The organism is Pseudomonas sp. NFPP25, assembly GCF_900116505.1.
In the GTDB taxonomy this organism is placed as follows: Bacteria; Pseudomonadota; Gammaproteobacteria; order Pseudomonadales; family Pseudomonadaceae; genus Aquipseudomonas; species Aquipseudomonas protegens.
This window is the reverse complement of record NZ_FPBG01000007.1, coordinates 1-20,761: the sequence shown is the minus strand read 5'-3', so window position 1 is coordinate 20,761 and position 20,761 is coordinate 1. Positions and strand designations below refer to the sequence as shown.

Annotated in this window: 13 protein-coding genes; 10 read left to right on the top strand and 3 right to left on the bottom strand. The window is 64.6% G+C overall.

Annotation, left to right across the window (positions count from 1 at the left end; genetic code table 11):
• Nucleotides 1–212: 212 nt before the first annotated feature.
• The 5 genes from BM382_RS25335 (at nt 213) to BM382_RS25315 (ending at nt 5,614) form a co-directional block, all read left to right on the top strand.
• Complete coding sequence (locus BM382_RS25335) at nt 213–1,385, top strand: efflux RND transporter periplasmic adaptor subunit (RefSeq protein ID WP_015636412.1); 1,173 nt, start codon at nt 213–215, stop codon at nt 1,383–1,385.
• Nucleotides 1,386–3,359, top strand: coding sequence for a MacB family efflux pump subunit (locus tag BM382_RS25330; protein WP_019094663.1), 1,974 nt, complete (start codon nt 1,386–1,388; stop codon nt 3,357–3,359).
• A gap of 7 nt (nt 3,360–3,366) precedes the next feature.
• Nucleotides 3,367–4,758 (top strand): efflux transporter outer membrane subunit, encoded by a 1,392-nt coding sequence (locus BM382_RS25325; protein WP_072444613.1) that lies wholly within the window; start codon nt 3,367–3,369, stop codon nt 4,756–4,758.
• Between the two features lie 100 nt (nt 4,759–4,858).
• Nucleotides 4,859–5,158 carry a DUF3349 domain-containing protein gene (locus tag BM382_RS25320; protein ID WP_072444615.1) on the top strand — a complete coding sequence of 100 codons (300 nt, stop codon included), beginning with the start codon at nt 4,859–4,861 and terminating at the stop codon, nt 5,156–5,158.
• An 18-nt stretch (nt 5,159–5,176) separates the two neighbouring features.
• Complete coding sequence (locus BM382_RS25315) at nt 5,177–5,614, top strand: SMI1/KNR4 family protein (protein ID WP_015636416.1); 438 nt, start codon at nt 5,177–5,179, stop codon at nt 5,612–5,614.
• A gap of 10 nt (nt 5,615–5,624) precedes the next feature.
• Here the strand turns inward: BM382_RS25315 and BM382_RS25310 are convergent, their stop codons facing one another.
• Nucleotides 5,625–7,253, bottom strand: coding sequence for a pyoverdine maturation tyrosinase PvdP (locus tag BM382_RS25310; protein ID WP_053159574.1), 1,629 nt, complete (start codon nt 7,251–7,253; stop codon nt 5,625–5,627).
• 207 nt (nt 7,254–7,460) lie between these two features.
• On the opposite strand from BM382_RS25310, the gene pvdM reads away from it, so the two are divergent.
• From pvdM to BM382_RS25295, 3 genes are read left to right on the top strand one after another with little or no spacing between them, the layout of a single operon-like run.
• Complete coding sequence (pvdM, locus tag BM382_RS25305) at nt 7,461–8,834, top strand: pyoverdine-tailoring dipeptidase-like protein PvdM (RefSeq protein ID WP_019095850.1); 1,374 nt, start codon at nt 7,461–7,463, stop codon at nt 8,832–8,834.
• Nucleotides 8,835–8,855: 21 nt separating this feature from the next.
• A complete protein-coding gene (locus BM382_RS25300) occupies nt 8,856–10,151 on the top strand; it encodes a pyoverdine-tailoring periplasmic protein PvdN (RefSeq protein WP_011062369.1) in 1,296 nt (431 codons plus the stop codon).
• Between the two features lie 47 nt (nt 10,152–10,198).
• The gene (locus BM382_RS25295; RefSeq protein WP_011062370.1) at nt 10,199–11,092 is read left to right on the top strand and encodes a dihydropyoverdine dehydrogenase; all 894 of its coding nucleotides are present in this window, start codon (nt 10,199–10,201) and stop codon (nt 11,090–11,092) included.
• A 54-nt stretch (nt 11,093–11,146) separates the two neighbouring features.
• Here the strand turns inward: BM382_RS25295 and BM382_RS25290 are convergent, their stop codons facing one another.
• Complete coding sequence (locus BM382_RS25290) at nt 11,147–12,010, bottom strand: formyltransferase family protein (protein WP_072444617.1); 864 nt, start codon at nt 12,008–12,010, stop codon at nt 11,147–11,149.
• 200 nt (nt 12,011–12,210) lie between these two features.
• Between BM382_RS25290 and BM382_RS25285 the strand changes: the two genes are divergently transcribed.
• Together BM382_RS25285 and BM382_RS25280 are read left to right on the top strand one after the other, a co-directional pair.
• On the top strand, nt 12,211–13,863 hold the full coding sequence (locus BM382_RS25285) for a cyclic peptide export ABC transporter (RefSeq protein WP_019094654.1): 1,653 nt from the start codon (nt 12,211–12,213) through the stop codon (nt 13,861–13,863).
• A gap of 95 nt (nt 13,864–13,958) precedes the next feature.
• A complete protein-coding gene (locus BM382_RS25280) occupies nt 13,959–16,433 on the top strand; it encodes a TonB-dependent siderophore receptor (protein ID WP_072444619.1) in 2,475 nt (824 codons plus the stop codon).
• 398 nt (nt 16,434–16,831) lie between these two features.
• On the opposite strand, the gene BM382_RS25275 is transcribed toward BM382_RS25280, so the two are convergent.
• The coding region (locus BM382_RS25275) for a non-ribosomal peptide synthetase (RefSeq protein ID WP_139238033.1) at nt 16,832–20,761 on the bottom strand (3,930 nt) is incomplete at its 5' end.

The window sequence follows — 20,761 nt, the reverse complement described above, 5'->3', positions numbered from 1 at the left end:
ATATAGATTTAAAGTAGCGCAGCACCGCGGTGGGTTTATTTTCAGTGTTCCGACAGCTGTAACGCCATGTGTCGGCAGTTAAATTCCCCCCCCGGCATCTCGTTTACCTGACAGCTCCCCGTCTCTGCCGTTCCTGCGGCAGCCGCAAGCCTGGCTGCCCCTTGTGCAGCTGGCCGTTGTGACGGGCCGATATCCCCTGGCCGGAACCCTGCATGAAACGTCCTCGCCCTACCCGACGCGCCCTGCTTGCCGCACTGTGTGTGATCCCCGTTGTTGCCATCGCTGCCTGGAAGTTCATCCCGGCGGGCCGTGACCAGTTCACCACCGTGCAAGTGAGCCGCGGCGATATAGAAAGCAGCGTCACCGCCCTGGGCACCTTGCAGCCACGCCGCTACGTGGATGTGGGCGCCCAGGCGTCCGGGCAGATCCGCAAGATCCACGTCGAATCCGGTGATCAGGTCAAGGAAGGCCAGTTGCTGGTGGAGATCGACCCCTCCACCCAACAGGCAAAACTCGACGCCAGCCGTTTCTCCATCGAGAACCTGCAGGCCCAGTTGCAGGAGCAGTACGCCCAGAACCAGCTGGCCCGGCAGAAGTACCAGCGCCAGCAGAACCTGGCGGCCGGCGGCGCCACCCGCGAGGAAGACGTACAGACCGCCCAGGCCGAACTCAAGGCCACCCAGGCGCGGATCGACATGTACAAGGCGCAGATCCGCCAGGCCCAGGCCAGCCTGCGCAGCGACCAGGCCGAACTGGGCTACACGCGCATCTATGCGCCCATGTCCGGCACCGTGGTCGCGGTGGACGCCCGCGAAGGCCAGACCCTCAACGCCCAACAGCAGACCCCGTTGATCCTGCGCATCGCCAAGCTCTCGCCCATGACCGTCTGGGCCGAAGTCTCGGAAGCCGATATCGGCCACGTCAAACCCGGCATGCACGCCTACTTCACCACCCTGAGCGGCGGCAACCGACGCTGGACCAGCACTGTGCGGCAGATCCTGCCGATCCCGCCCAAGCCCCTCAACGAATCCAGCCAGGGCAGCGGCAGCCCCAACAGCACCAGCAAGAGCGGCAGCGGCCGGGTGGTGCTCTACACCGTGCTGCTGGACGTGGACAACGCCGACAACGCCCTGATGGCGGAAATGACCACCCAGGTGTTCTTCGTCGCCAATCAGGCAAAAAATGTGCTCACCGCCCCCATCGCCGCCCTGCACGGCAGTACCGAGCCGGACCTGCAGATGGCTCGGGTAGTGGCCAAGAACGGCTCGATCGACGAACGCAAGGTCCGGGTCGGCATCAGCGACCGCCTGCGCATCCAGATCCTCGACGGCTTGAACGAAGGTGATCATCTGCTGATCGGCCCGGCCAACAGCAGCGGGGGTTGAATGCAGACGCCTCTGATCGACCTCAGGAACATCCGCAAATCCTACGGCGGCGGCGACAGCCCGCAGGTCGATGTCCTGCGGGGCATCGACCTGTCGATCCACGCCGGCGAGTTCGTCGCCATCGTCGGCGCCTCGGGCTCCGGCAAGTCGACGCTGATGAACATCCTCGGCTGCCTGGATCGCCCAACCTCGGGCGAGTACCTGTTCGCCGGGGAGAACGTGGCTCACCTGGACAGCGACGAACTGGCCTGGCTACGCCGCGAAGCCTTCGGCTTCGTGTTCCAGGGCTACCACCTGATCCCCTCGGCTTCGGCCCAGGAAAACGTCGAGATGCCGGCCATCTACGCCGGCACCCCGACCGCCGAACGTCACACCCGCGCCGCCGCCCTGCTGGAGCGCCTGGGCCTGGCCAGCCGCAGCGGCAACCGCCCGCATCAATTGTCCGGTGGCCAGCAGCAGCGAGTGTCCATCGCCCGCGCCCTGATGAACGGCGGCCACATCATCCTCGCCGACGAACCTACCGGCGCCCTGGACAGCCACAGCGGCGCCGAAGTCATGGCCCTGCTGGACGAACTGGCCAGCCAGGGCCACGTGGTGATCCTCATCACCCACGACCGCGAAGTGGCGGCCCGGGCCAAGCGCATCATCGAGATCCGCGACGGCGAGATCATCAGCGACACCGCCACCAGCGATCCCTCGGTACAACTGAGCGCCAACGCCGGCGCCTTGCAAGCCGTGGACCTGCGCCAGCGCCTGGCCGACGGCAGCGAGCCCACCGGTGCCTGGAAAGGCGAACTGCTGGAAGCCATACAGGCCGCCTGGCGGGTGATGTGGATCAACCGCTTCCGCACCGCCCTGACCCTGCTGGGGATCATCATCGGCGTGGCCTCGGTGGTGGTGATGCTGGCGGTGGGCGAAGGCAGCAAGCGCCAGGTGATGGCGCAGATGGGGGCGTTTGGCTCGAACATCATTTACCTGAGCGGCTACTCGCCCAACCCGCGCACCCCGGAAGGCATCGTCACCCTGGATGACGTCGCCGCCCTGGCCAACCTACCCCAGGTGAAACGGATCATGGCGGTCAACGGCGCCAAGGCCGGGGTGCGTTTCGGCAACGCCGACTACATGAGCTACGTGGGCGGCAACGACACCAACTTCCCGGAAATCTTCAACTGGCCCGTGGCCCAGGGCAGCTACTTCAGCGAGGCCGACGAACGCTCGGCGGCGGCAGTGGCGGTGATTGGCCACAAGGTCCGGGAAAAGCTCCTCAAGGACGTGGCCAACCCCATCGGCCAGTACATCCTCATCGAAAACGTGCCGTTCCAGGTGGTCGGCGTACTCTCGGAAAAAGGCGCCAGCTCCGGCGACAGCGACAGTGACGACCGCATCGCCGTGCCCTACTCCGCCGCCAGCATCCGCCTGTTCGGCGACCACAACCCGCAGTACGTGGCGATCGCCGCCGCCGATGCCAGCCGGGTCAAGCAGACCGAACAGGAGATCGATGAACTGATGCTACGCATGCACGGCGGCAAGCGCGATTTCGAACTGACCAACAACGCCGCGATGATCCAGGCCGAGGCCCGGACCCAGAACACCCTGTCGCTGATGCTCGGCGCCATCGCCGCGATCTCGCTGCTGGTGGGCGGCATCGGGGTGATGAACATCATGCTCATGACCGTGCGCGAACGCACCCGGGAAATCGGTATCCGCATGGCCACCGGTGCCCGCCAGCGCGACATCCTGCGCCAGTTCCTCACTGAAGCAGTGATGCTTTCAGTGGTCGGCGGCCTGGCCGGCATCGGCGTGGCCCTGATTATCGGCGGCATCCTGATTCTCAGCGAAGTGGCGGTGGCCTTCTCCCTGGCCGCAGTGCTCGGTGCCTTCGCCTGCGCCCTGGTCACCGGCGTCATCTTCGGCTTCATGCCGGCCCGCAAAGCTGCCCGGCTCGACCCGGTCACGGCCCTTACCAGTGAATGATCGATCTATGAAAGTGCACCTGACCCTCCTGGCCGCCAGCGTCTTGCTGGCGGCCTGCAGCAGCCCGGCGCCGCGCCCGGAAAGCGGCCTGCAAGCACCGGCGTCCTGGCACTCTCCCGCCAGCCAGGGCGACCGGCAGCAAGACCTGCGCTGGTGGACTCGTTTCGGCAGCCCGGAGCTGGACCAACTGATCGCCGAAGCCCGGGCCGGCAGCCACGACCTGGCCGCCGCCATGGCCCGGGTCCGCCAGGCCCAGGCCAGTGCCATCGTCGCCGGGGCACCGCTGCTGCCCAGCGTCAATGGCACCTTCAACGCCAGCCGCAGAAAACAGTTGCGCGGCAACAACTCCAGCCAGCTCGATTCCAGCAGCAACAGCACGGTCACGAACTCGTTCGACGCGGGCCTGAGCGCCACCTATGAAGTCGACTTCTGGGGCGGTCGCCGCGCCGCCTACGACAGCGCCCTGCTCGGGGTCCAGGCCAGCGAGTTCGACCAGGCCACCGTTGAGCTGACCCTGCTCAGCGGCGTGGCCAACAGCTATGCCCAGGTCCTGTCGTTGCGGGAACAGAGCCGTATCGCCGAACTCAACCTGGCCAATGCGCAGAACGTGTTGCAACTGGTGCAGACCCGCTATGACTCCGGCTCGGCCACCGCCCTGGAACTGGCCCAGCAGAAAAGCCTGGTGGCCGCCCAGCAACGCCAGGTGCCCCTGGTACAACAGCAGGCCGAAGAGGCGCAGATCACCCTCGCCACCCTGCTGGGCCGGCCGGTACAGAGCCTGAAACTGAACGACCAGCCCTTTGCCCAATTGAACTGGCCGACCATCGATGCCGGGGTGCCCAGCGAACTGCTGACCCGCCGTCCCGATATCGCCAGTGCCGAGGCCCGGCTGGCGGCGGCCCAGGCCGATGTCATAGTGGCGCGGGCGGCAATGCTGCCGACCCTGACCCTGACCGCCAACCTGGGTTCGAACGCCGACAAGCTGGGCAATGTCTTGCGCAATCCCTTCTACAACCTCACCTCCGGGCTAGTGGCCCCGATCTTCAACAACGGGCGCCTGAGCGCCGAACGGGACAGGACCACAGCGCGCCAGCAAGAGCTGCTGGAGACTTATCGCGGGGCGATCATCAATGGTTTTGCCGATGTGGAGAAAGCCCTCAACAGCATTCGCGGCCTGGACCAGCAACGCCAGTGGCAGAGCGAAGAACTGAACCAGGCGCAGCGCGCCTTCGAGATCGCCCAGAGCCGCTATCAGGCCGGCGCCGAAGACCTGCTGACCGTCCTGGAAACCCAGCGCACCCTGTACACCGCCCAGGACCAGAACGTGCAACTGCGGCTGTCGCGCCTGCAGTCGAGCATTGCCCTGTACAAGGCCCTGGGGGGCGGCTGGAGCCACTGACACGGCGGGAGTGCCCGGCCCGGTCACTCCCGCGCCCGGCGCAGCGGTCGAGCGTGAAATCGCTTAGAATCCCCTCCCGCCCCACCGCCAACAGAACCCCATGTCCCTCGAAAATGCGCCGCACGACCCACTGGCAGACCTGCTGGCCCTGCTGCGCAAGGTCTACCCCAACGGGCTCGACAACCGCGACTACAAGCGCCTTCTGGTGCTGCTGTACCCGCACTTGTGCGACCGCAATCTGGCGCAGTTGATGGCGCAGCTCACCCACAGGGACGCGGACCTCATTCTCAACGACCTCTACGCCGCCGTGACCGGCCAGCCGCCGCCCGCCGCAGAGCTGGAAGCGTTGCAGGCGCTACTGGAGCGGCACGGCGCCCGGGCCATCCTGACGGACGACTGACTGCGCAAGGAGCAAACAATGAACGTCGAGGACTTCAAGCAACTGCTGGACGAGCGCAAGCGCAGCCATCCGATCTGGTTCGAACTGCCGTCGGACCGCCTTGCCAGCCAAACCCAGATCCTGGAGGCACAGCAGGCCTTGGGGCTGCAACTGCCAGCCGAATACGCCTGGTTCCTAAAGGAGTGCGGCGGCGGCTACTTTGCCCTGGGCACGCTCTACTCACTGGACAGCAGCAGTGATTTCCACCTGGTGCAGATCAACCGGGCGCACCCGGCCATCACCGGCCGTCACCTGCTGTTTTCAGAGAACGGTTGTGGTGACTTCTACGGGTTCAGGATCGAGAACCGGCACTGCCTGGCACCGGTCGAGTTTTTCGACCACAGCTGCGGGCAATGGCAAACCAGCCGATACAACGGGCTCTTGAGCTTCCTCGCCGAAGTGGCCCTGAGCAACTGAATCCCCCGCCTCAGAGCTTCAAGTGCTGGGCATACCAGGGCCGGCGCGGTGCCCGTTTGAGCAGGTCCGGCACCTCTTCGTCGCGGCTCAGGGCGATGCGCAAGGCCAGCTTCATGACCTCCTGATCCATCTCCAGGGACATTTCTCCCGGGGCATTGCCCAGGGGGCCGCAGCCATGGGTCGAGGCCCCCAGCCACGGGTCGTCGATCTCGACCCAACGCCCGGGGGCGAACCAGGGCACGCCATTGACCTCACGGCGCAACACTTCGCCGGGGTGGTAGCGCTCGTGGGCCCGGAACCAGTCGTCGATCCGGTCATCGATCCAGCCATGGAATTTCCAGAACATGGGGTGCACGTGGGACGAGAAGGGATCGCCGAGAAAGTCATTCTGCGGCTGGTACCAGCGCCCGGCGAAGTCCGAGGACAGGCGCGCTTCCATCACCGGCATGCCGTTGGAAGGATCGCGGGCGACATCCGCCCAGCGCATGTGCAGCCAGTCGTGCAGGCCCAGCTCGACCTCGGACCCGAACTGGCCCAGGGTCAGGCGGCTGAGGTACTCGGGGTCCTGGTACTGCGACTCCCAGACCTGGAAGTTGCCATAGAACGCCGCATCGCTTTTCAGCCCGTGCAGCCATTGGGTGAACTCTTCATCGTCGTCGGCCACCCAGGCCGGCGGCACCGAACAGCCGTCGTGGTTTTCGTAATAGCGGATAAAGGCCTGCCGGTCCTGCTCAAGGCGGGCACAGGGCTGCGGCAACTGCTGCCAGGACACCAGGTCCGGCTGCAACGAGCGGGCGTGCAGGAGCATGTGCCGGTGCATGAACAGAAAATCGATGCCCGAGGCATTGCGGTGCTTGCGCCGCCCACGGGCGTCACGTTCATGCTTGACCGGGCCCGGCTGCCAGCCGAGCCCCCGCAGGCTGTTGCGCTTGTCCTTGGGCAGGGTGTGCCAACGGTCCCGCGAAGCGTGCCAGAGCTGATGGAACAGGCGGTGCTGCGGCGATACCAGCCACGCCAGCAAGGCGGGGCTCAGCCCGCTCTGGTCCCGGGCGGCAGGAAAGACTCGCTTGCGCGCCACAAAACGCGCCGCGGATACCGGCGCCAGTGGTGACGCCTGCAGCGACTGCAGGCTGCCACTGAGGGTGCCGCTGCCGGCATTGCCCCAACTGGCCCAGACCTCATCGAGCACCACCTGGCATTCATGGCTGGGGGCACCGGCGATGCGGCCACCGGCAAACAAGCGCCAGCGCAACCTGGCGGCGTCCACCGACGCCAGGTCGCCCTGCACCATGAACTCCACCGGGCCGTCGCCTCGCAGGCTCTGCGCACGCCCCAGGAGGCCACGCAAGCCGCGCCCGGTGGGGCCGGCATCCAGTAACAACTCACAACCTTTACGAGGCAGGGATTGCGGTCCGTTGGCGTCGAGAAACTCGATATCCCAGATGCCCCGCAGGTGATCGGCAAGGCGCACGCCAGGGTCCAGGGCCACCTCCAGCTTGGCTTCCCCGGGGGTGATCTCCTGCTCTTCCTTGCGGCGAACATCCTGACGCAGCAACTCCTTCTGGGTGTAGTACGCCACAGGGATAGCCGCTCCCGTCACCGCCAGACCGGTCAAAAATCCTCTTCTCGAAAACCTCATCGCTCTACCTTTATCCAGTGGCGCGTCACGCATCTAGCTAGAACGTTGGATTTGCAGGGAAATTTACCGGCCAGCGATTGCCGCGACGCTAAATTTGCTCTCGGCCAGCTCGTTTATCGCGGATAGATGTGCACAAAAGGTCGGACCCGGCAGCACTGAACCCCAGGGCCCGACCCCGTCATCAGCCCGCCTGCGACTGGGATAGCAATGATCAAAATATCTGGTAAGAAAACCCTCTATCTGAGCCTGCTGATACTTATCATCGCCGCCCTCGGCGTCGGTGCCGGCGCGGCCTGGCACTACTACTGGAAGGATCGGGTGTCCTACCCCAGCGAGATCGTCAAGCACGCCAACGACCTGCAAGAACGCATCATCTCCTTCGACAGCCACATCACCGTGCCCCTGGATTTCGGCACCGAAGGCAGCGAAGCGGACAAGGACACCTCTCGCCAGTTCGACCTGGTCAAGGCCGGTCGCGGCCGCATGTCCGGCGCCGCCCTGAGCATCCTGGCCTGGCCGGAGATGTGGAACGGCGCCAACGCGCCGCACCGCCCCACCGCCGGCTTCGTCGAGGAAGCCCGCCACCAGCGCGAGACCCGCTACCGGATCATCCAGGGCATGGTGCGTGACTTCCCCAACCAGGCCGCCATCGCCTACACCCCCGCCGACCTGCGCCGCATTGCCTCGGAAGGCAAGGTGGCGGTGGTGATCAGCCTGCTCAACGCCTACGCCATGGGCGACGACCTGGACCAGCTGGACCAGTGGGCCGCACGGGGCATGCGCCTGTTCGGCTTCAGCTATGTGGGCAACAACGACTGGGCCGACTCGTCGCGCCCGCTGCCCTTCTTCAATGACACCCGGGACGCCCTCGGCGGCCTCTCGCCCATCGGCAAGCAGGCGGTGCAGCGGCTCAATGACCTGGGGGTGGTGATCGACGTCTCGCAGATGTCGAGCAAGGCCCTGGACGACGTTGCGAGCCTGACCCGGGCACCGGTGGTGGCTTCCCACTCCGCCCCCAGGGCGCTGGTGGATATCCCGCGCAACCTCAGCGACCAGGAAATGCAACAGATCAAGGCCACCGGCGGGGTGATCCAGGTCGTGGGCTTCTCCACCTACCTGCGCCCCCTCAGCCAGCCGACCCTGGACAAGCTCAATGCCTTGCGCAAGCGCTTCGACCTCGGGCCACTGCAAGGCCTGGAGAACGCACTGATGCCCGGCGACGCCGTGATCACCATCTGGCCGGAACAGCGCTTTGGCGAATACGCCAGCTCCCTGTACGGCATCCTCGATGAGGAACCCAAGGCCAGCCTCAAGGACTATGTCGACGCCATCGATTACACGGTGAAGAAAGTCGGCATCGACCACGTCGGCATCAGCTCGGACTTCAACGAGGGCGGTGGCGTCAATGGCTGGATGAGCGTGGCGGACAACCGCAACGTCACCGCCGAGCTGATCCAGCGTGGCTACAGCGATATCGAGATCGCCAAGCTCTGGGGCGAGAACTATCTGCGCGTCTGGGAACAGGTGCAGAAACTGGCCAAGCCTGCAAAACCCGCCCCTCAACCCGCCATCGCCGGCTAACCCATGACCACGAGCCTTCCTGTGACCAACCGTCGGACATTCCTCAAACAAGCAGGCCTGTTGGCCGCCGCCCTGCCCCTGGGCAACCTCGCCATCAGCCAGGCCCGGGCCGACAGTGCCACCGCCAGTGCTTCGCAGTGGACCCAATTGCGCCAGTTGTTCGACCTCGACCCGGACTACGTGCACCTGGCCAATTTCCTCATCACCTCGCACCCGAGGCCGGTGCGCGAGGCCATCGAAAAATACCGCGCAGTGCTCGACCGCAACCCGGCCATGGCCATGGACTACGACACCCAGTACACCTGGAAGCGCGAGGCCCAGGTGCGCGAAAGTGTCGGCCGCTACCTGCAGATCAAGCCCGGCCAGGTGGCCCTGACCGGCAGCACCACCGAAGGCCTGGCCCTGATGTATGGCGGCATCCACGTGCGCCCCGGACAGGAGATCCTGACCACGGTTCACGAGCACTACTCGACCCGCAACGCGCTGAAGTACCGCACCCAGCGCGACGGCACCCAGGTGCGCACCATCGAACTGTTCAAGTCGCCCCACCGGATGTCCACCGACGAAGTGCTGGGCAACATCGACCGCAACATCCGCGCCAACACCCGCGTACTGGGCATGACCTGGGTGCAGTCGGGCAGCGGCGTGAAACTGCCGATCGGCGAGATCGGCAAGCTGGTGGACCAGCACAACCGCAATCGCGATGAGCACGAGCGGATTCTCTACTGCGTCGATGGTGTGCACGGGCTGGGGGTGGAGGACATCACCTTTGCCGACCTGAACTGCGACTTCTTCGTCGCCGGCACCCACAAATGGATGTTCGGCCCGCGCGGCACCGGGATCTTCTGCTCACGTTCGGAACAACTCGAACACCTGACGCCGATGGTGGCGACCTTCTCCGAAAACCAGAACTTCGCCACCACCATGACCCCCGGTGGCTACCACAGCTTCGAGCACCGCTGGGCTGTGGACCAGGCTTTCGACCTGCACATGCAGCTGGGCAAGGCCAACATCCAGTCGCGCATCCATGAACTCAACAGCTACCTCAAGCAGCGCCTGCAGGAGCACCCGGGCATCGAGCTGGTAACACCCCTGAGCCCGGAGCACTCCGCCGGCTTCACCTTCTTCCGCGGCCAGAACCTGGACACCGACGCCACCGCCGCCTGGTTGATCGAGAACCGCATCCTGGTGGACGCGGTGGACCGCGATGCCGGGCCGGTGGTGCGCATGGCCCCCGGCCTGCTCAACAGCGAGGCGGATATCGACCGGACGATGGACCTGCTGGGCAAGCGCCTGCGCAGCAGCAAGACCGCCTGAGCCGTTGCCACGCCCCCTGAACTCACATTGCACAAGGCTATTGACTGATGAAACCCATCGCCTGTTCCTCCCTGGCCGCCCTGGCCGGTTGCCTGATCAGCCTCAACGCACACGCGGTAGAACCGCCCAAGCCCGGCAGCGTGTTCAAGGACTGCAAGAACTGCCCGGAAATGGTGGTCCTGCCGGCCGGCAGCTTTGTCATGGGCACCCCGGAAGACGAAGTGGGCCGCGAGCCCGATGAAGGCCCGCAGCACACCGTGACCTTCAAGAACGCCTTCGCCATGAGCCGCTTCCATGTCACTGCCGCCGAGCTTGATGCCTACATCCGCGAAACCGGTACCGTGATCAAGGACGGCGACGACCGCCCCGGCCGCCTGTGCCAGGCCAGCAAGCCACGCTATGAACAGGGGCCGCGCCAGCCGGCGGTCTGCGTCGACTACGCCGACGTGCAGGCCTATACCCAGTGGCTGTCGAAGAAAACCGGCAAGCACTACCGCATGGTCAGCGAGGCGGAACGCGAATACGCCGCACGCGCCGGCAGCACCGGTTCCTTCCCCTTCCCTTTCGACGAGGAAGGCCAGTACCAGATCACCAAGCACGCCAACACCTACGGCCCCAAGGACGGCTTCAGTTTCACCGCCCCGGTGGGCAGCTATCCGCCCAATGCCTTCGGCATGTATGACATGCACGGCAACGTCTATGAATGGGTCGCCGACTGCTGGCACCCCGACTACGTGGGCGCACCTGCCGATGGCCGGGCCTGGATGGAAGAGTCGGAAGGGGTGTGCCTGGATGCCCAGATTCGCGGCAACGACTGGGGCGAGGCACCGGTATTCTCGCGTTCGGGCAACCGCAACAGCCGCAAGCGCGAAGTGCGCGGGGACTGGCTGAGCTTCCGAGTTGTGCGTGAGCTGGAACAGCCCGGCGCCAGCCACAAGTAGACACCCCGATGAACAGCGGCCCGGGGCAACAACCGCACCGGGCCACTGGCAGTATCAGGCGACGTCCCGGGACTTGCCGGCCTGAGCCTGGCGAAGGTTCTCCAGCATCAGCCACAGGCCCTGGCGCAAGGCCGGGAACAGGCTGTTGTTGAAGTTGTTCCAGCGCAGTTCGAGGATGGTGTCCTCGGGGCCGATTTCGGTGTTGAGCACGTCATGCAGCACCTCGCCGGAGTCGATACCGTTGTCCACGTAGTGGAACGACGCCCCGGTCAGGTATAGCGGCGCGGTCGGCTCGGTTTCCTTCGTCGCCCAATCCACTACTTTCTGCCCACGGGCGCCGTACAGGGCATTCCAGGTGGCATAGGCCCCGCGACGCTCATAGGGCGATTCGATGCGGGTGATGCCCGGGTGGATGTTCATGATCCGCCGGGCGAAAGGCGCTCCCGGGCGCACCAGTTCATCGAGGATCACCAGCAGGCCGTCGAGCACCACGATATCGGCTTTGAGCTCCACCAGGGTGTCGTGCAGGCGGCGTTCGAAATCCTGCTTGCCGGCGATGTGTTCGGCACTGCCGCGGGGATGGCGACGATAGGTGGACGGCACACTCAGCAGCAAGTCGTTGACCCGCTTGCCCTGCACTTCCAGGTCCGCCGGGTACAACCACTGGCGGCCCGGCTGGTAGGCAAAGCCGTAGTCGCTGACCAACTGCTGGTCCCGTGGCGACTGCTCGTCATCGTCGTAGACCACGCCCACCAGTTCGTAGGCCTCGCCCAGGGGGGTCTGGTTCAGCGTCTGGACCAGAAATTCCAGCACCGATTTCATGTAGCGCTCGTGGTCCTTGTAAGCCACCGCCTGCCCGGCCTTGTCGGCGGCGGCATTTCGCAGGGACCAGACATACACCAGATTCTTCTTTGTCATTTGCTCGCTCTCGCTCAATGGTTCAGGCACTGCGTCGATACACGTGCGCCCACAGAACAAGAACGAACCACAGGCAGGGCAATTTATCCGCAGTGCCCGCCGGGCTGGCATGCCGAGCTAAATACTGGCGTCGGCGCTTCGTTTGTCAGGGGTAAGGGTCTGCGTGCTACGACCCTCTATCCACTCTCTGGGAAGTACTTATGACCGACCCCAAGCGCGGCGCCTTCAACGGTCTGCTCGCATTGCTCAGGCCCTTTCGCACCATCGTGGTGATCTCCGTTGCCCTGGGCATGGCCGGCGGCCTGGCCATCACCCTGTTGCTGGCCACCATCAACAACGCCCTGCACTCGGCGACCGGCATGACCCAAGGCGTGGTCCTGACCTTCGCCGCCCTGTGCGTGCTGGCCCTGATCAGCTCCATCGTCTCGGACATCGGCACCAACTATGTGGGACAACGGATCATTGCCGCCCTGCGCAAGGACCTGGGTGAAAAAGTACTCTCGGCGCCCATCACCCAGATCGAGCGCTATCGCTCCCACCGCCTGATCCCGGTACTGACCCACGACGTCGACACCATCAGCGACTTCTCTTTCGCCTTCACTCCCCTGGCCATCGCCACCACCGTCACCCTGGGCTGCCTGGGCTACCTGGCGTACCTCTCGGTGCCGATGTTCCTGATGATGGTGGTGGCCATTATCATCGGCACCAGTGTGCAGCTGGTGGCCGGCGGCAAGGGCATCAAGGGCTTCGATGAGGCTCGCGACCATGAGGACGAGCTGCAGCGCTACTACAACGCGATTGCCTCCGGCGCCAAGGAGCTGCGCATTCACCGGCCCCGGCGCTTTCGCATGAATACCCAGCGCATCCAGAAAACCGCGGATCGCATCAGCGATATCCAGGTGCGCTCGGTAAACATCTACATCCTGGCCAAGAGCTTCGGCTCGATGCTGTTCTTCGTGGTCATCGGCCTGGCCCTGGCCATGCAGGCCTACTACCCGAACCCGGATCCTGCGGTGATCACCGGTTTCGTGCTGGTGCTGCTGTACATGAAGGGCCCGCTGGAACACGTGGTCGGCTACCTGCCCATCGTCGGCAAGGCCAAGATCGCCTTCGCCCGGATCAGCGAACTATCCGAACGCTTCTCCTCTCCCGAGCCGCACCTGCTGATGGACGACAGCGAAGCGCCGCAAGCGGTGGTGCACAGCCTGGAACTGCGCGAGGTGCGCTACAGCCCGCCGCCGGTGGAAGGCAGCGAACCGTTCCACCTGGGCCCGATCAACCTGAACATCAAGCAGGGCGACATCGTCTTCATCGTCGGCGAGAACGGCTGCGGCAAGACCACCCTGATCAAGCTGTTGCTGGGCCTGTACCAGCCCCAGTCCGGGGAGATCCGTCTCAATGGCGAAGCGGTGACCGACCGGGCCCGGGATGACTACCGGCAGCTGTTCACCACGGTATTTGCCGACTACTACCTGTTCGACGACCTGGTCCAGGGCAATGCCGGCAAGTCGCTGGACGTCGCCACCCAGTACCTGAACCGCCTGGAAATCGCCCACAAGGTCAGCGTCAAGGATGGCGCCTTCACCACCACCGACCTGTCCACCGGCCAACGCAAGCGCCTGGCCCTGGTCAATGCCTGGCTGGAAGAGCGCCCGGTGCTGGTGTTCGACGAATGGGCCGCCGACCAGGACCCGGCCTTCCGGCGGATTTTCTACACCGAGCTGCTGCCCGATCTCAAGCGCCTGGGCAAGACCATCATCGTGATCAGCCACGACGATCGCTACTTCGACATTGCCGACCAGTTGGTGCGCATGAAGGCCGGACGAGTCCTGACTGAACTGCAACCGGCGTGATTGTTTCCGGTTTATGGCAGCTGATGCGTCATACAGACAGAACTGAGAATTAATACCATTAACAGTCACTACATCTGCCGGATCTATAAGAGCATATGAGCATGCCCGCACAACACCGACTGACCCCTTTGACGAAAGCGCTGCTTCGCCAGGCCTTCTCGCCAAAACTGGCTTCCCGCACCCTGGGCCTGGCCCTGACCCTGCCACTGATGGCTCAGGTCCAGGCCCAGGAAATCCATTTCAACATCGTCTCGCAGTCCATGTCTGCGGCCCTGCAGGAGTTCGGGCGCCAGGCCAATATGCAGGTGCTCTACAACCCTGACGATGTGCAAGGCAAGCGCAGCAACGCCCTCAGCGGCAGCTATTCGCCGGAGCGGGCCATCGCGGCCATGCTCAATGGCACGGGGGTGGCCTACACCCTCAAGGACAACTCGGTCACTATCCGCAACCATGGTGGCAACGGCTCGCTGGAACTGGGGACCAGCACCGTCAGCGGCCAGGGCCTGGGCACCACCACCGAGGACACAGGTTCCTACACCACCGGGGCCATGCAGACCGCCAGCAAGCTGTCGCTGACGGCCCGGGAAACCCCGCAGTCGGTCACGGTCATCACCCGCCAACGCATGGATGACCAGAACATGAGGTCCCTGGAGGATGTGCTCAAGGCCACCCCCGGCATTTCCATCACCAAGGACGGTCCGCAGCGGCCGACCTTCTACTCCCGTGGTTTTGCCGTCGAAAACCTGATGACCGACGGCTTGCCCAACGATTTGACCCACTACCTGAGCCGGGACATGAACTCCTCGGCTGACATGGCTATCTTCGACCATGTGGAAGTGGTGCGTGGCGCCACCGGGATGATGCAGGGCGCAGGTAACCCGTCGGCAGCGATCAACATGGTGCGCAAGCGCCCCACCGCCACACCGCGGGTCACCGTCACCGGCAGCGCCGGCAGCTGGGACGACTACCGCACCGAGATCGACGCCTCCAACGCCCTCAACGAAAGCGGCACCCTGCGCGGCCGGGTGGTCGCCGCCTATCAGAGCAAGGGCAGCTTCCAGGACTTCGTCAGCAGTGAACGCAACGTGTTCTACGGCATCACCGAGGCCGACCTGAACGAAGACACCACCTTCACTTTTGGCGTCTCCAACCAGAGCGGCAGAAACAACACTTCCTGGGGTGGCCTGCCGGTTGCAGCCGACGGCAGCGACCTGCACCTCAAGCGCTCGACCTACCTGGGCAGCAAGTGGGAGTACTGGGATCAGAACAACACCACGGCGTTCAGCCGCCTGGAGTATCGCTTCGCCGACAGCTGGAAAATGCTCCTGTCCGCCAGCAAGAGCTGGTCGGACCTGAACATGCTCGGCTCCATTCCGGAACGCATGGGCGCCAACTACGATGAGTTCGGCCAGAACATCGGTCGCTACGACTACGAAGACCAGCAAAACAGCTACGACGGCTACGTCACCGGTCCCTTCTCCCTGTTCGGGCGTACCCATGAACTGGTGGTGGGCGCCAGCCGGCGCGACCTGACGTTCAAAGGCAAGGGCCTGCCCATCGACCTCGAGACCCACACCAACATCTACAAGCCCAGCGGCATTCCCAAGCCGGACATGAGTGCCAACCCCTGGACACAACGCCGTACCAGCCAGCTGGAAGGCACCTACGTCACCACCCGTCTGAGCATCACCGATGACCTGAAGCTGATCCTGGGCGGCCGCCTGGACTGGTACGACTATGACGTGACCACCACCTGGAACGGCAAGGCCTCCGCCTCCAGCCTGCCGAACAAAGTGACACGCCACCTGACCCGCTATGCCGGAGCCATCTATGACCTGGACCAGAACCACTCGGTCTATGTCAGCTACACCGATATCTTCAAGCCACAGACCGAACTCGACACCTCCAACGGCGCGCTCAAGCCCATCGAAGGCAAGAACTACGAACTGGGCATCAAGGGCGAGTACTTCGACGGCAAACTCAATGCCAGTGCGGCGATCTTCCGCATCGACCAGGAAAACCGTGCCAAGGTACTCAACCCCAACCAGTGCAACCCGGTGGGAAGCACCTGCTACGAAGCCGCGGGCCAGGTGCGCAGCGAAGGTATCGAGCTGGAAATCAACGGCACCCTGGCCCCGGGCTGGGAACTGGGGGCGGGCTACACCTATGCCTCGGTCAAGTACACCAAGGACTCCAATGAAGCCAACGTCGGCCGCCTGTTCGACACCGACATCCCGCGCAGCGTGTTCAAGGCCTTCACCACCTACCAACTGCCCGGCGACCTTAACCGCTGGACCATCGGCGGCGGGATCTATGGCCAGAACACCATCTACAACAAGGGCACCAACGACTACCTGAGCACCTTCGACTACCGCATCGAACAGAAGTCCTACGCCCTGGTGGACCTGATGACCAGCTACAAGGCCTCGGAGAATGTGAACATTCGCCTCAACGTCAACAACCTCTTCGACAAGCGCTACTACCAGAGCATCGGCACCAACACCGACTACGGCACCAGCCTCTACGGCGACCCGCGCAATGCCATGGTCACGGTCAGCTGGTCTCTGTGAATCACGTCCTCCCCCTGTAGGAGCCGGCTTGCCGGCGAAGGCGCCCTTGAGACTCGTGCGCATTCGCTGGCAAGCCAGATCCTGCAACGCGATGAATTCCCCTCCCCTCCCACATCCCCTTCCGTAGGAGCCGGCTTGCCGACGAAGGCGCCCGCAAGTCATGCAGCGCCCCGGGTGACGTCTTCGCTGGCAAGCCAGCTCCTACAGCAGTCAGATGCACGGTGCAGATCCCCGTAGGAGCCGGCTTGCCGGCGAAGAGGCCCGCAAGTCATGCAGCGCCCCGGGTGACGCCTACGCTGGCAAGCCAGCTCCTACAGAGCGAGGGCGAGCCGTTGATTTGCTTATGACGAAAACGACAAAGGCCTGGACCGTTGCCGGTCCAGGCCTTTGTCGGTGTCTCAGTTCAAGCAGGTCAGCAACTGCTCTGTGAAGCTCTCCAGCAAGGCTCGGCTGTCCACCATGGCTTCATGGCGGGCTTCGATATGATATGAAGCGGCTATCTCACCACCCTGCACCTCACGACCCATGGCCTGCTCCATGATCTGGATCCGCTCCCGGGCATAATCGCTGGACCACCATAGCCGCGGCGCAACCCGCAGGGGGCGATAGGCATAGGCCGCAGACAAGGCGCTCAAGTCATTGAACACCGCGCTGACCAGCGAGGCGTCGAACTCGGCTTTGAACAGCCCCACCACCCGATCCAGCTCGCCGGGAGCCAGGGGGATATTGCCAGCCACCCAGCCATGGATGCTCTGCCAGTCGAGCTCGGCTTCGCGCCTCAAGCGGCTCTCGATCATCTCTGCACTGCCCGGGAACTGCTGGCAGAGCTTGTCGATGATCGCCTGCCACTCGGACTCGGCCGTCACAGTGACTGGCATCTCCTGCGTCTGGATCTGATCGTCCCCGGCGCCCTGAGGCGGTGTCGGGTCGAGCAGGCCGAGGAAACGCACCGTCTCTCCCGCCGCCTCCAGTTCGCTGGCCACGTCCATGGCAATGGACCCGCCCAGGGACCAGCCCGCCAGATAGTAGGGACCGCTCGGCTGCACCTGGCGGATGCTGGCGACATAGCGCTCGATCATGGCCTGCCATGAAACCTCGCTCCAGTCGGTTTGCAGGTAGGCCTGGTGCAGCACGCCATACACCGCGCAACGGTCGCGCAACTGCGCCGCCAACGGCAGGTAGCCATACACGCTGCCCCCCGCCGGGTGGAAGCAGAACAGCGGCTGGCCGGAGCCACCCAGGGCGATGACATTCTGTGCACTGTCGGGCTGACCGGCTGCGATCACACCAGCCAGTTGCCCCACGGTCGGCGCCGTGAACAGCGCATTGATGCTCAGTTGCACAGCCAGTGCCTGGTTGATGGCGCCGATCAGGCGCAAGGCATCCAGGGAGTGCCCACCCAACTCGAAGAAGTTGTCGTCCAGGCCCACCTGATCGACGCCCAGCACCTGGGCCCAGATCGCCGCGACCTGCTGTTCCAGTTCGCTCTGTGGGGCGATGTAGGCCTGCTGCAACAGGCTGGCGTCGGCCTTGGGCAGGGCCTTGCGGTCCAGCTTGCCGTTGGGGCTCAACGGCAGCGCTTCGAGGAACAGCAGGTGCGCCGGCAGCATGTAGTCCGGCAACACCTCCTTGAGGGCCGCTTTCAATTGCTCGCGCAGTTGCGCCTGGGCCTGCGGCGTATCGGCCGCCACCTGCGCGGCTGGCACTACATAAGCCACCAGTTGTGGCCCGCTCGCGCCGTCCTGGGCCAGTACAAGCGCCTCGCGTACTGGCGTCAGCTCCAGCAGCCGCGCTTCGATCTCGCCCATTTCGATACGGAAACCGCGGATCTTCACCTGGTGGTCGATGCGCCCGGCGTATTCGATCACGCCTTCGGCGTCATAGCGGGCCAGATCGCCGGAGCGATACAGGCGCCCACCATCGCTGCTGAACGGATCGGGAATGAAACGCTCGGCAGTCAGGCCTGGGCGGTCGTGGTAACCCCGGGCCAGCAGGTCGCCACCGATCATCAGCTCGCCCATCACACCTTTGAGCGGCAGGTTGCCGCTGCTGTCCAGCAGGTAGATGGAACGGCCCGGCAGGGCCTTGCCCAGTGGAATCACCGCCGGCAGCGGCTCGGTCCCCTTCAGGTAGGCACCGCAGTCATGGGCCGTGGCACTCACGGTGGCCTCGGTGGGCCCGTAGGTGTTGAGCAGGCAGGCGTGTTTCAGGCCGGCCTGCTTCCAGGCGGCCACGCCTTCCGCCGGCATGGCCTCGCCCCCCAGGTTGAGCTGACGCAGGCGGCCAAAGTCCCGCGGCCCCTTGGCGGCGAAGTCCTTGCCCAGCATGAACCAGTAGGCGGTGCTCAAGTCGACGATACTGATGCCTTGCTCGATCAGCTCGCGGTAGAAGGTTTCGCTGTCCCACAGCGCCTTGCCGCGGATCACCACCGAAGCACCACGGATCAGCGCCGGGTACAGCTGTTCGACAAAGGCATCGAAGTTGAAGGTGGAGAACTGCAAGCCACGGTCCGCAGCCGTCATGTTGAAATGGCTGGCGGTGGCCCGTGCGTGCTGGCTCAGGGCGTTGTGGGTAATACCTACGCCCTTGGGCCGGCCGGTGGAGCCGGAGGTGTACATCACATAGGCCAGGTTTTCCGCGCTGCTGCGCTCAGGCGGGTTGCCCTGCGCCATACCGGCCAGCCAGACGGGAGCCTGGTCCAGGCACAGGTACGGCACCGCGAGGCCATCCTGCAAACGCTCCAGCAGCGGCGACTGGGTCAGCAGCAACTGGATGCCGCTGTCCTGCATCATGTAGTGCAGGCGCTCCTGGGGGTACTCGGGGTCCAGCGGCACGTAGGCGCCACCGGCCTTGAGCACCGCCAGCAGGCCGACAATCATGTCCAGCCCGCGCTCCACGGCAATGCCCACCCGCACATCCGGGCCTACACCCTGCTCGATCAGCTTATGGGCCAACTGGTTGGCCCGCTGGTTGAACTGGCCATAGCTCAGTTGCTCACCGGCGCACAGCAGCGCCACGGCATCCGGAGTGCGCGCGGCCTGGGCTTCGATCAACTGGTGGATATTCAGGCCCCGGCCCACTTGCCCGGCCGCCCGGCGGGACTCCTGTTCAACGACCGTCCGTTGCCCGTCGCTGAGCAGCGAAAGATCCCCCAGGCACTGCCCGGGGTTGCCGATCATGGCCAGCAGCAGGTGCTGCAGGCCCTCGGCCAGTTGCCGGATCACCGCGCCACTGAAGTGCTGGTACGAATAGCTGTAGTCGAATGACAAGCGTTCAGCGACAAACACCGACAACGTCAGCGGATAGTTGGTCTGCTCATGATTGCCTACCGCGCCAAATTGCAACTGTGCCGGCGAGCCTTTCTCCAGGGCTTCGGACACCGGGTAGTTCTCGAACACGAGGATGTTGTCGAACAGTGCCTCGCCCCCAAGGCCCGCCCAGCGTTGCACGTCATACAGCGGCGTGTGTTCGAAATCGCGCAGGGCCAGGTTGCGCTCCTGCACGGCCTGCAACCAGTCGCTGACCGACAACTGCGGAAGTGGCGCGGCCACCACCGGCAAGGTGTTGATGAACAGCCCGATCTGCTGCTCCACCCCCTTGAGTTCCGCCGGCCGGCCGGACACCGTGGCGCCGAACACCACAGTGTCCTGCCCGGTGCAGCGTTGCAGCAGCAACAGCCAGGCGGCCTGCACCAGGGTGTTGACCGTGACTTTCTGCTGGCGGGCAAACTCGCCCAGGCTGCGGGTCTGGGCCTCGTCGAGGGTGCAGCCATGGCTGCCATGGCCCTCCTCCAGCGGCGCGCGTGCACCGGCAGCAATGGCCTGGGCCAGACGGGTCGGCTCATCCAGCCCCTGCAGTTGCTGTTTCCAGAAATGCTCACTAAGGGTGGCGTCCTGGCGTTGCAGCCAGGCGATGTAGTCGCGGTAGCGCCCGGGCGCATGGCTCGCGAACTGCCCCGCATAGCGTTGCAGCACTTCCCCGAGCAGCCGTGAGTTGCTCCAGCCGTCCATCAGGATGTGGTGGTTGGTGTAGATCAGGTGGTAACGCTGCTCGCCAGTGCGCACCAGGGTCAGGCGCAGCAGGGGCGCGGCCAGCAGGTCGAAACCACGCAGGCGCTCTTCTTCGGCCAAGCCATCCAGGGCGGCCGGCACGGCCTCGTTCGCCCGCCAGTCATGCTCGACAAAGTCCAGGCGGATACGCTTGTGCACCACCTGGATCGGCGCCGGCAGCTCGCCCTGCCAGAGGAAGCCGCTGCGCAGGATGTCATGGCTGTCGATGGCCGCCTGCCAGGCCTGGCGGAAGCGCTCGGGTTCGAGCCCGTCCACGTC

Excerpts from the sequence above, each read along its gene's own strand:
- BM382_RS25335 (WP_015636412.1), top strand. The coding sequence starts at position 213 with ATGAAACGTCCTCGCCCTACCCGACGCGCCCTGCTTGCCGCACTGTGT.
- BM382_RS25330 (WP_019094663.1), top strand. The coding sequence starts at position 1,386 with ATGCAGACGCCTCTGATCGACCTCAGGAACATCCGCAAATCCTACGGC.
- BM382_RS25325 (WP_072444613.1), top strand. The coding sequence starts at position 3,367 with ATGAAAGTGCACCTGACCCTCCTGGCCGCCAGCGTCTTGCTGGCGGCC.
- BM382_RS25320 (WP_072444615.1), top strand. The coding sequence starts at position 4,859 with ATGTCCCTCGAAAATGCGCCGCACGACCCACTGGCAGACCTGCTGGCC.
- BM382_RS25315 (WP_015636416.1), top strand. The coding sequence starts at position 5,177 with ATGAACGTCGAGGACTTCAAGCAACTGCTGGACGAGCGCAAGCGCAGC.
- BM382_RS25310 (WP_053159574.1), bottom strand. The coding sequence starts at position 7,253 with ATGAGGTTTTCGAGAAGAGGATTTTTGACCGGTCTGGCGGTGACGGGA.
- pvdM (WP_019095850.1), top strand. The coding sequence starts at position 7,461 with ATGATCAAAATATCTGGTAAGAAAACCCTCTATCTGAGCCTGCTGATA.
- BM382_RS25295 (WP_011062370.1), top strand. The coding sequence starts at position 10,199 with ATGAAACCCATCGCCTGTTCCTCCCTGGCCGCCCTGGCCGGTTGCCTG.
- BM382_RS25290 (WP_072444617.1), bottom strand. The coding sequence starts at position 12,010 with ATGACAAAGAAGAATCTGGTGTATGTCTGGTCCCTGCGAAATGCCGCC.
- BM382_RS25285 (WP_019094654.1), top strand. The coding sequence starts at position 12,211 with ATGACCGACCCCAAGCGCGGCGCCTTCAACGGTCTGCTCGCATTGCTC.
- BM382_RS25280 (WP_072444619.1), top strand. The coding sequence starts at position 13,959 with ATGAGCATGCCCGCACAACACCGACTGACCCCTTTGACGAAAGCGCTG.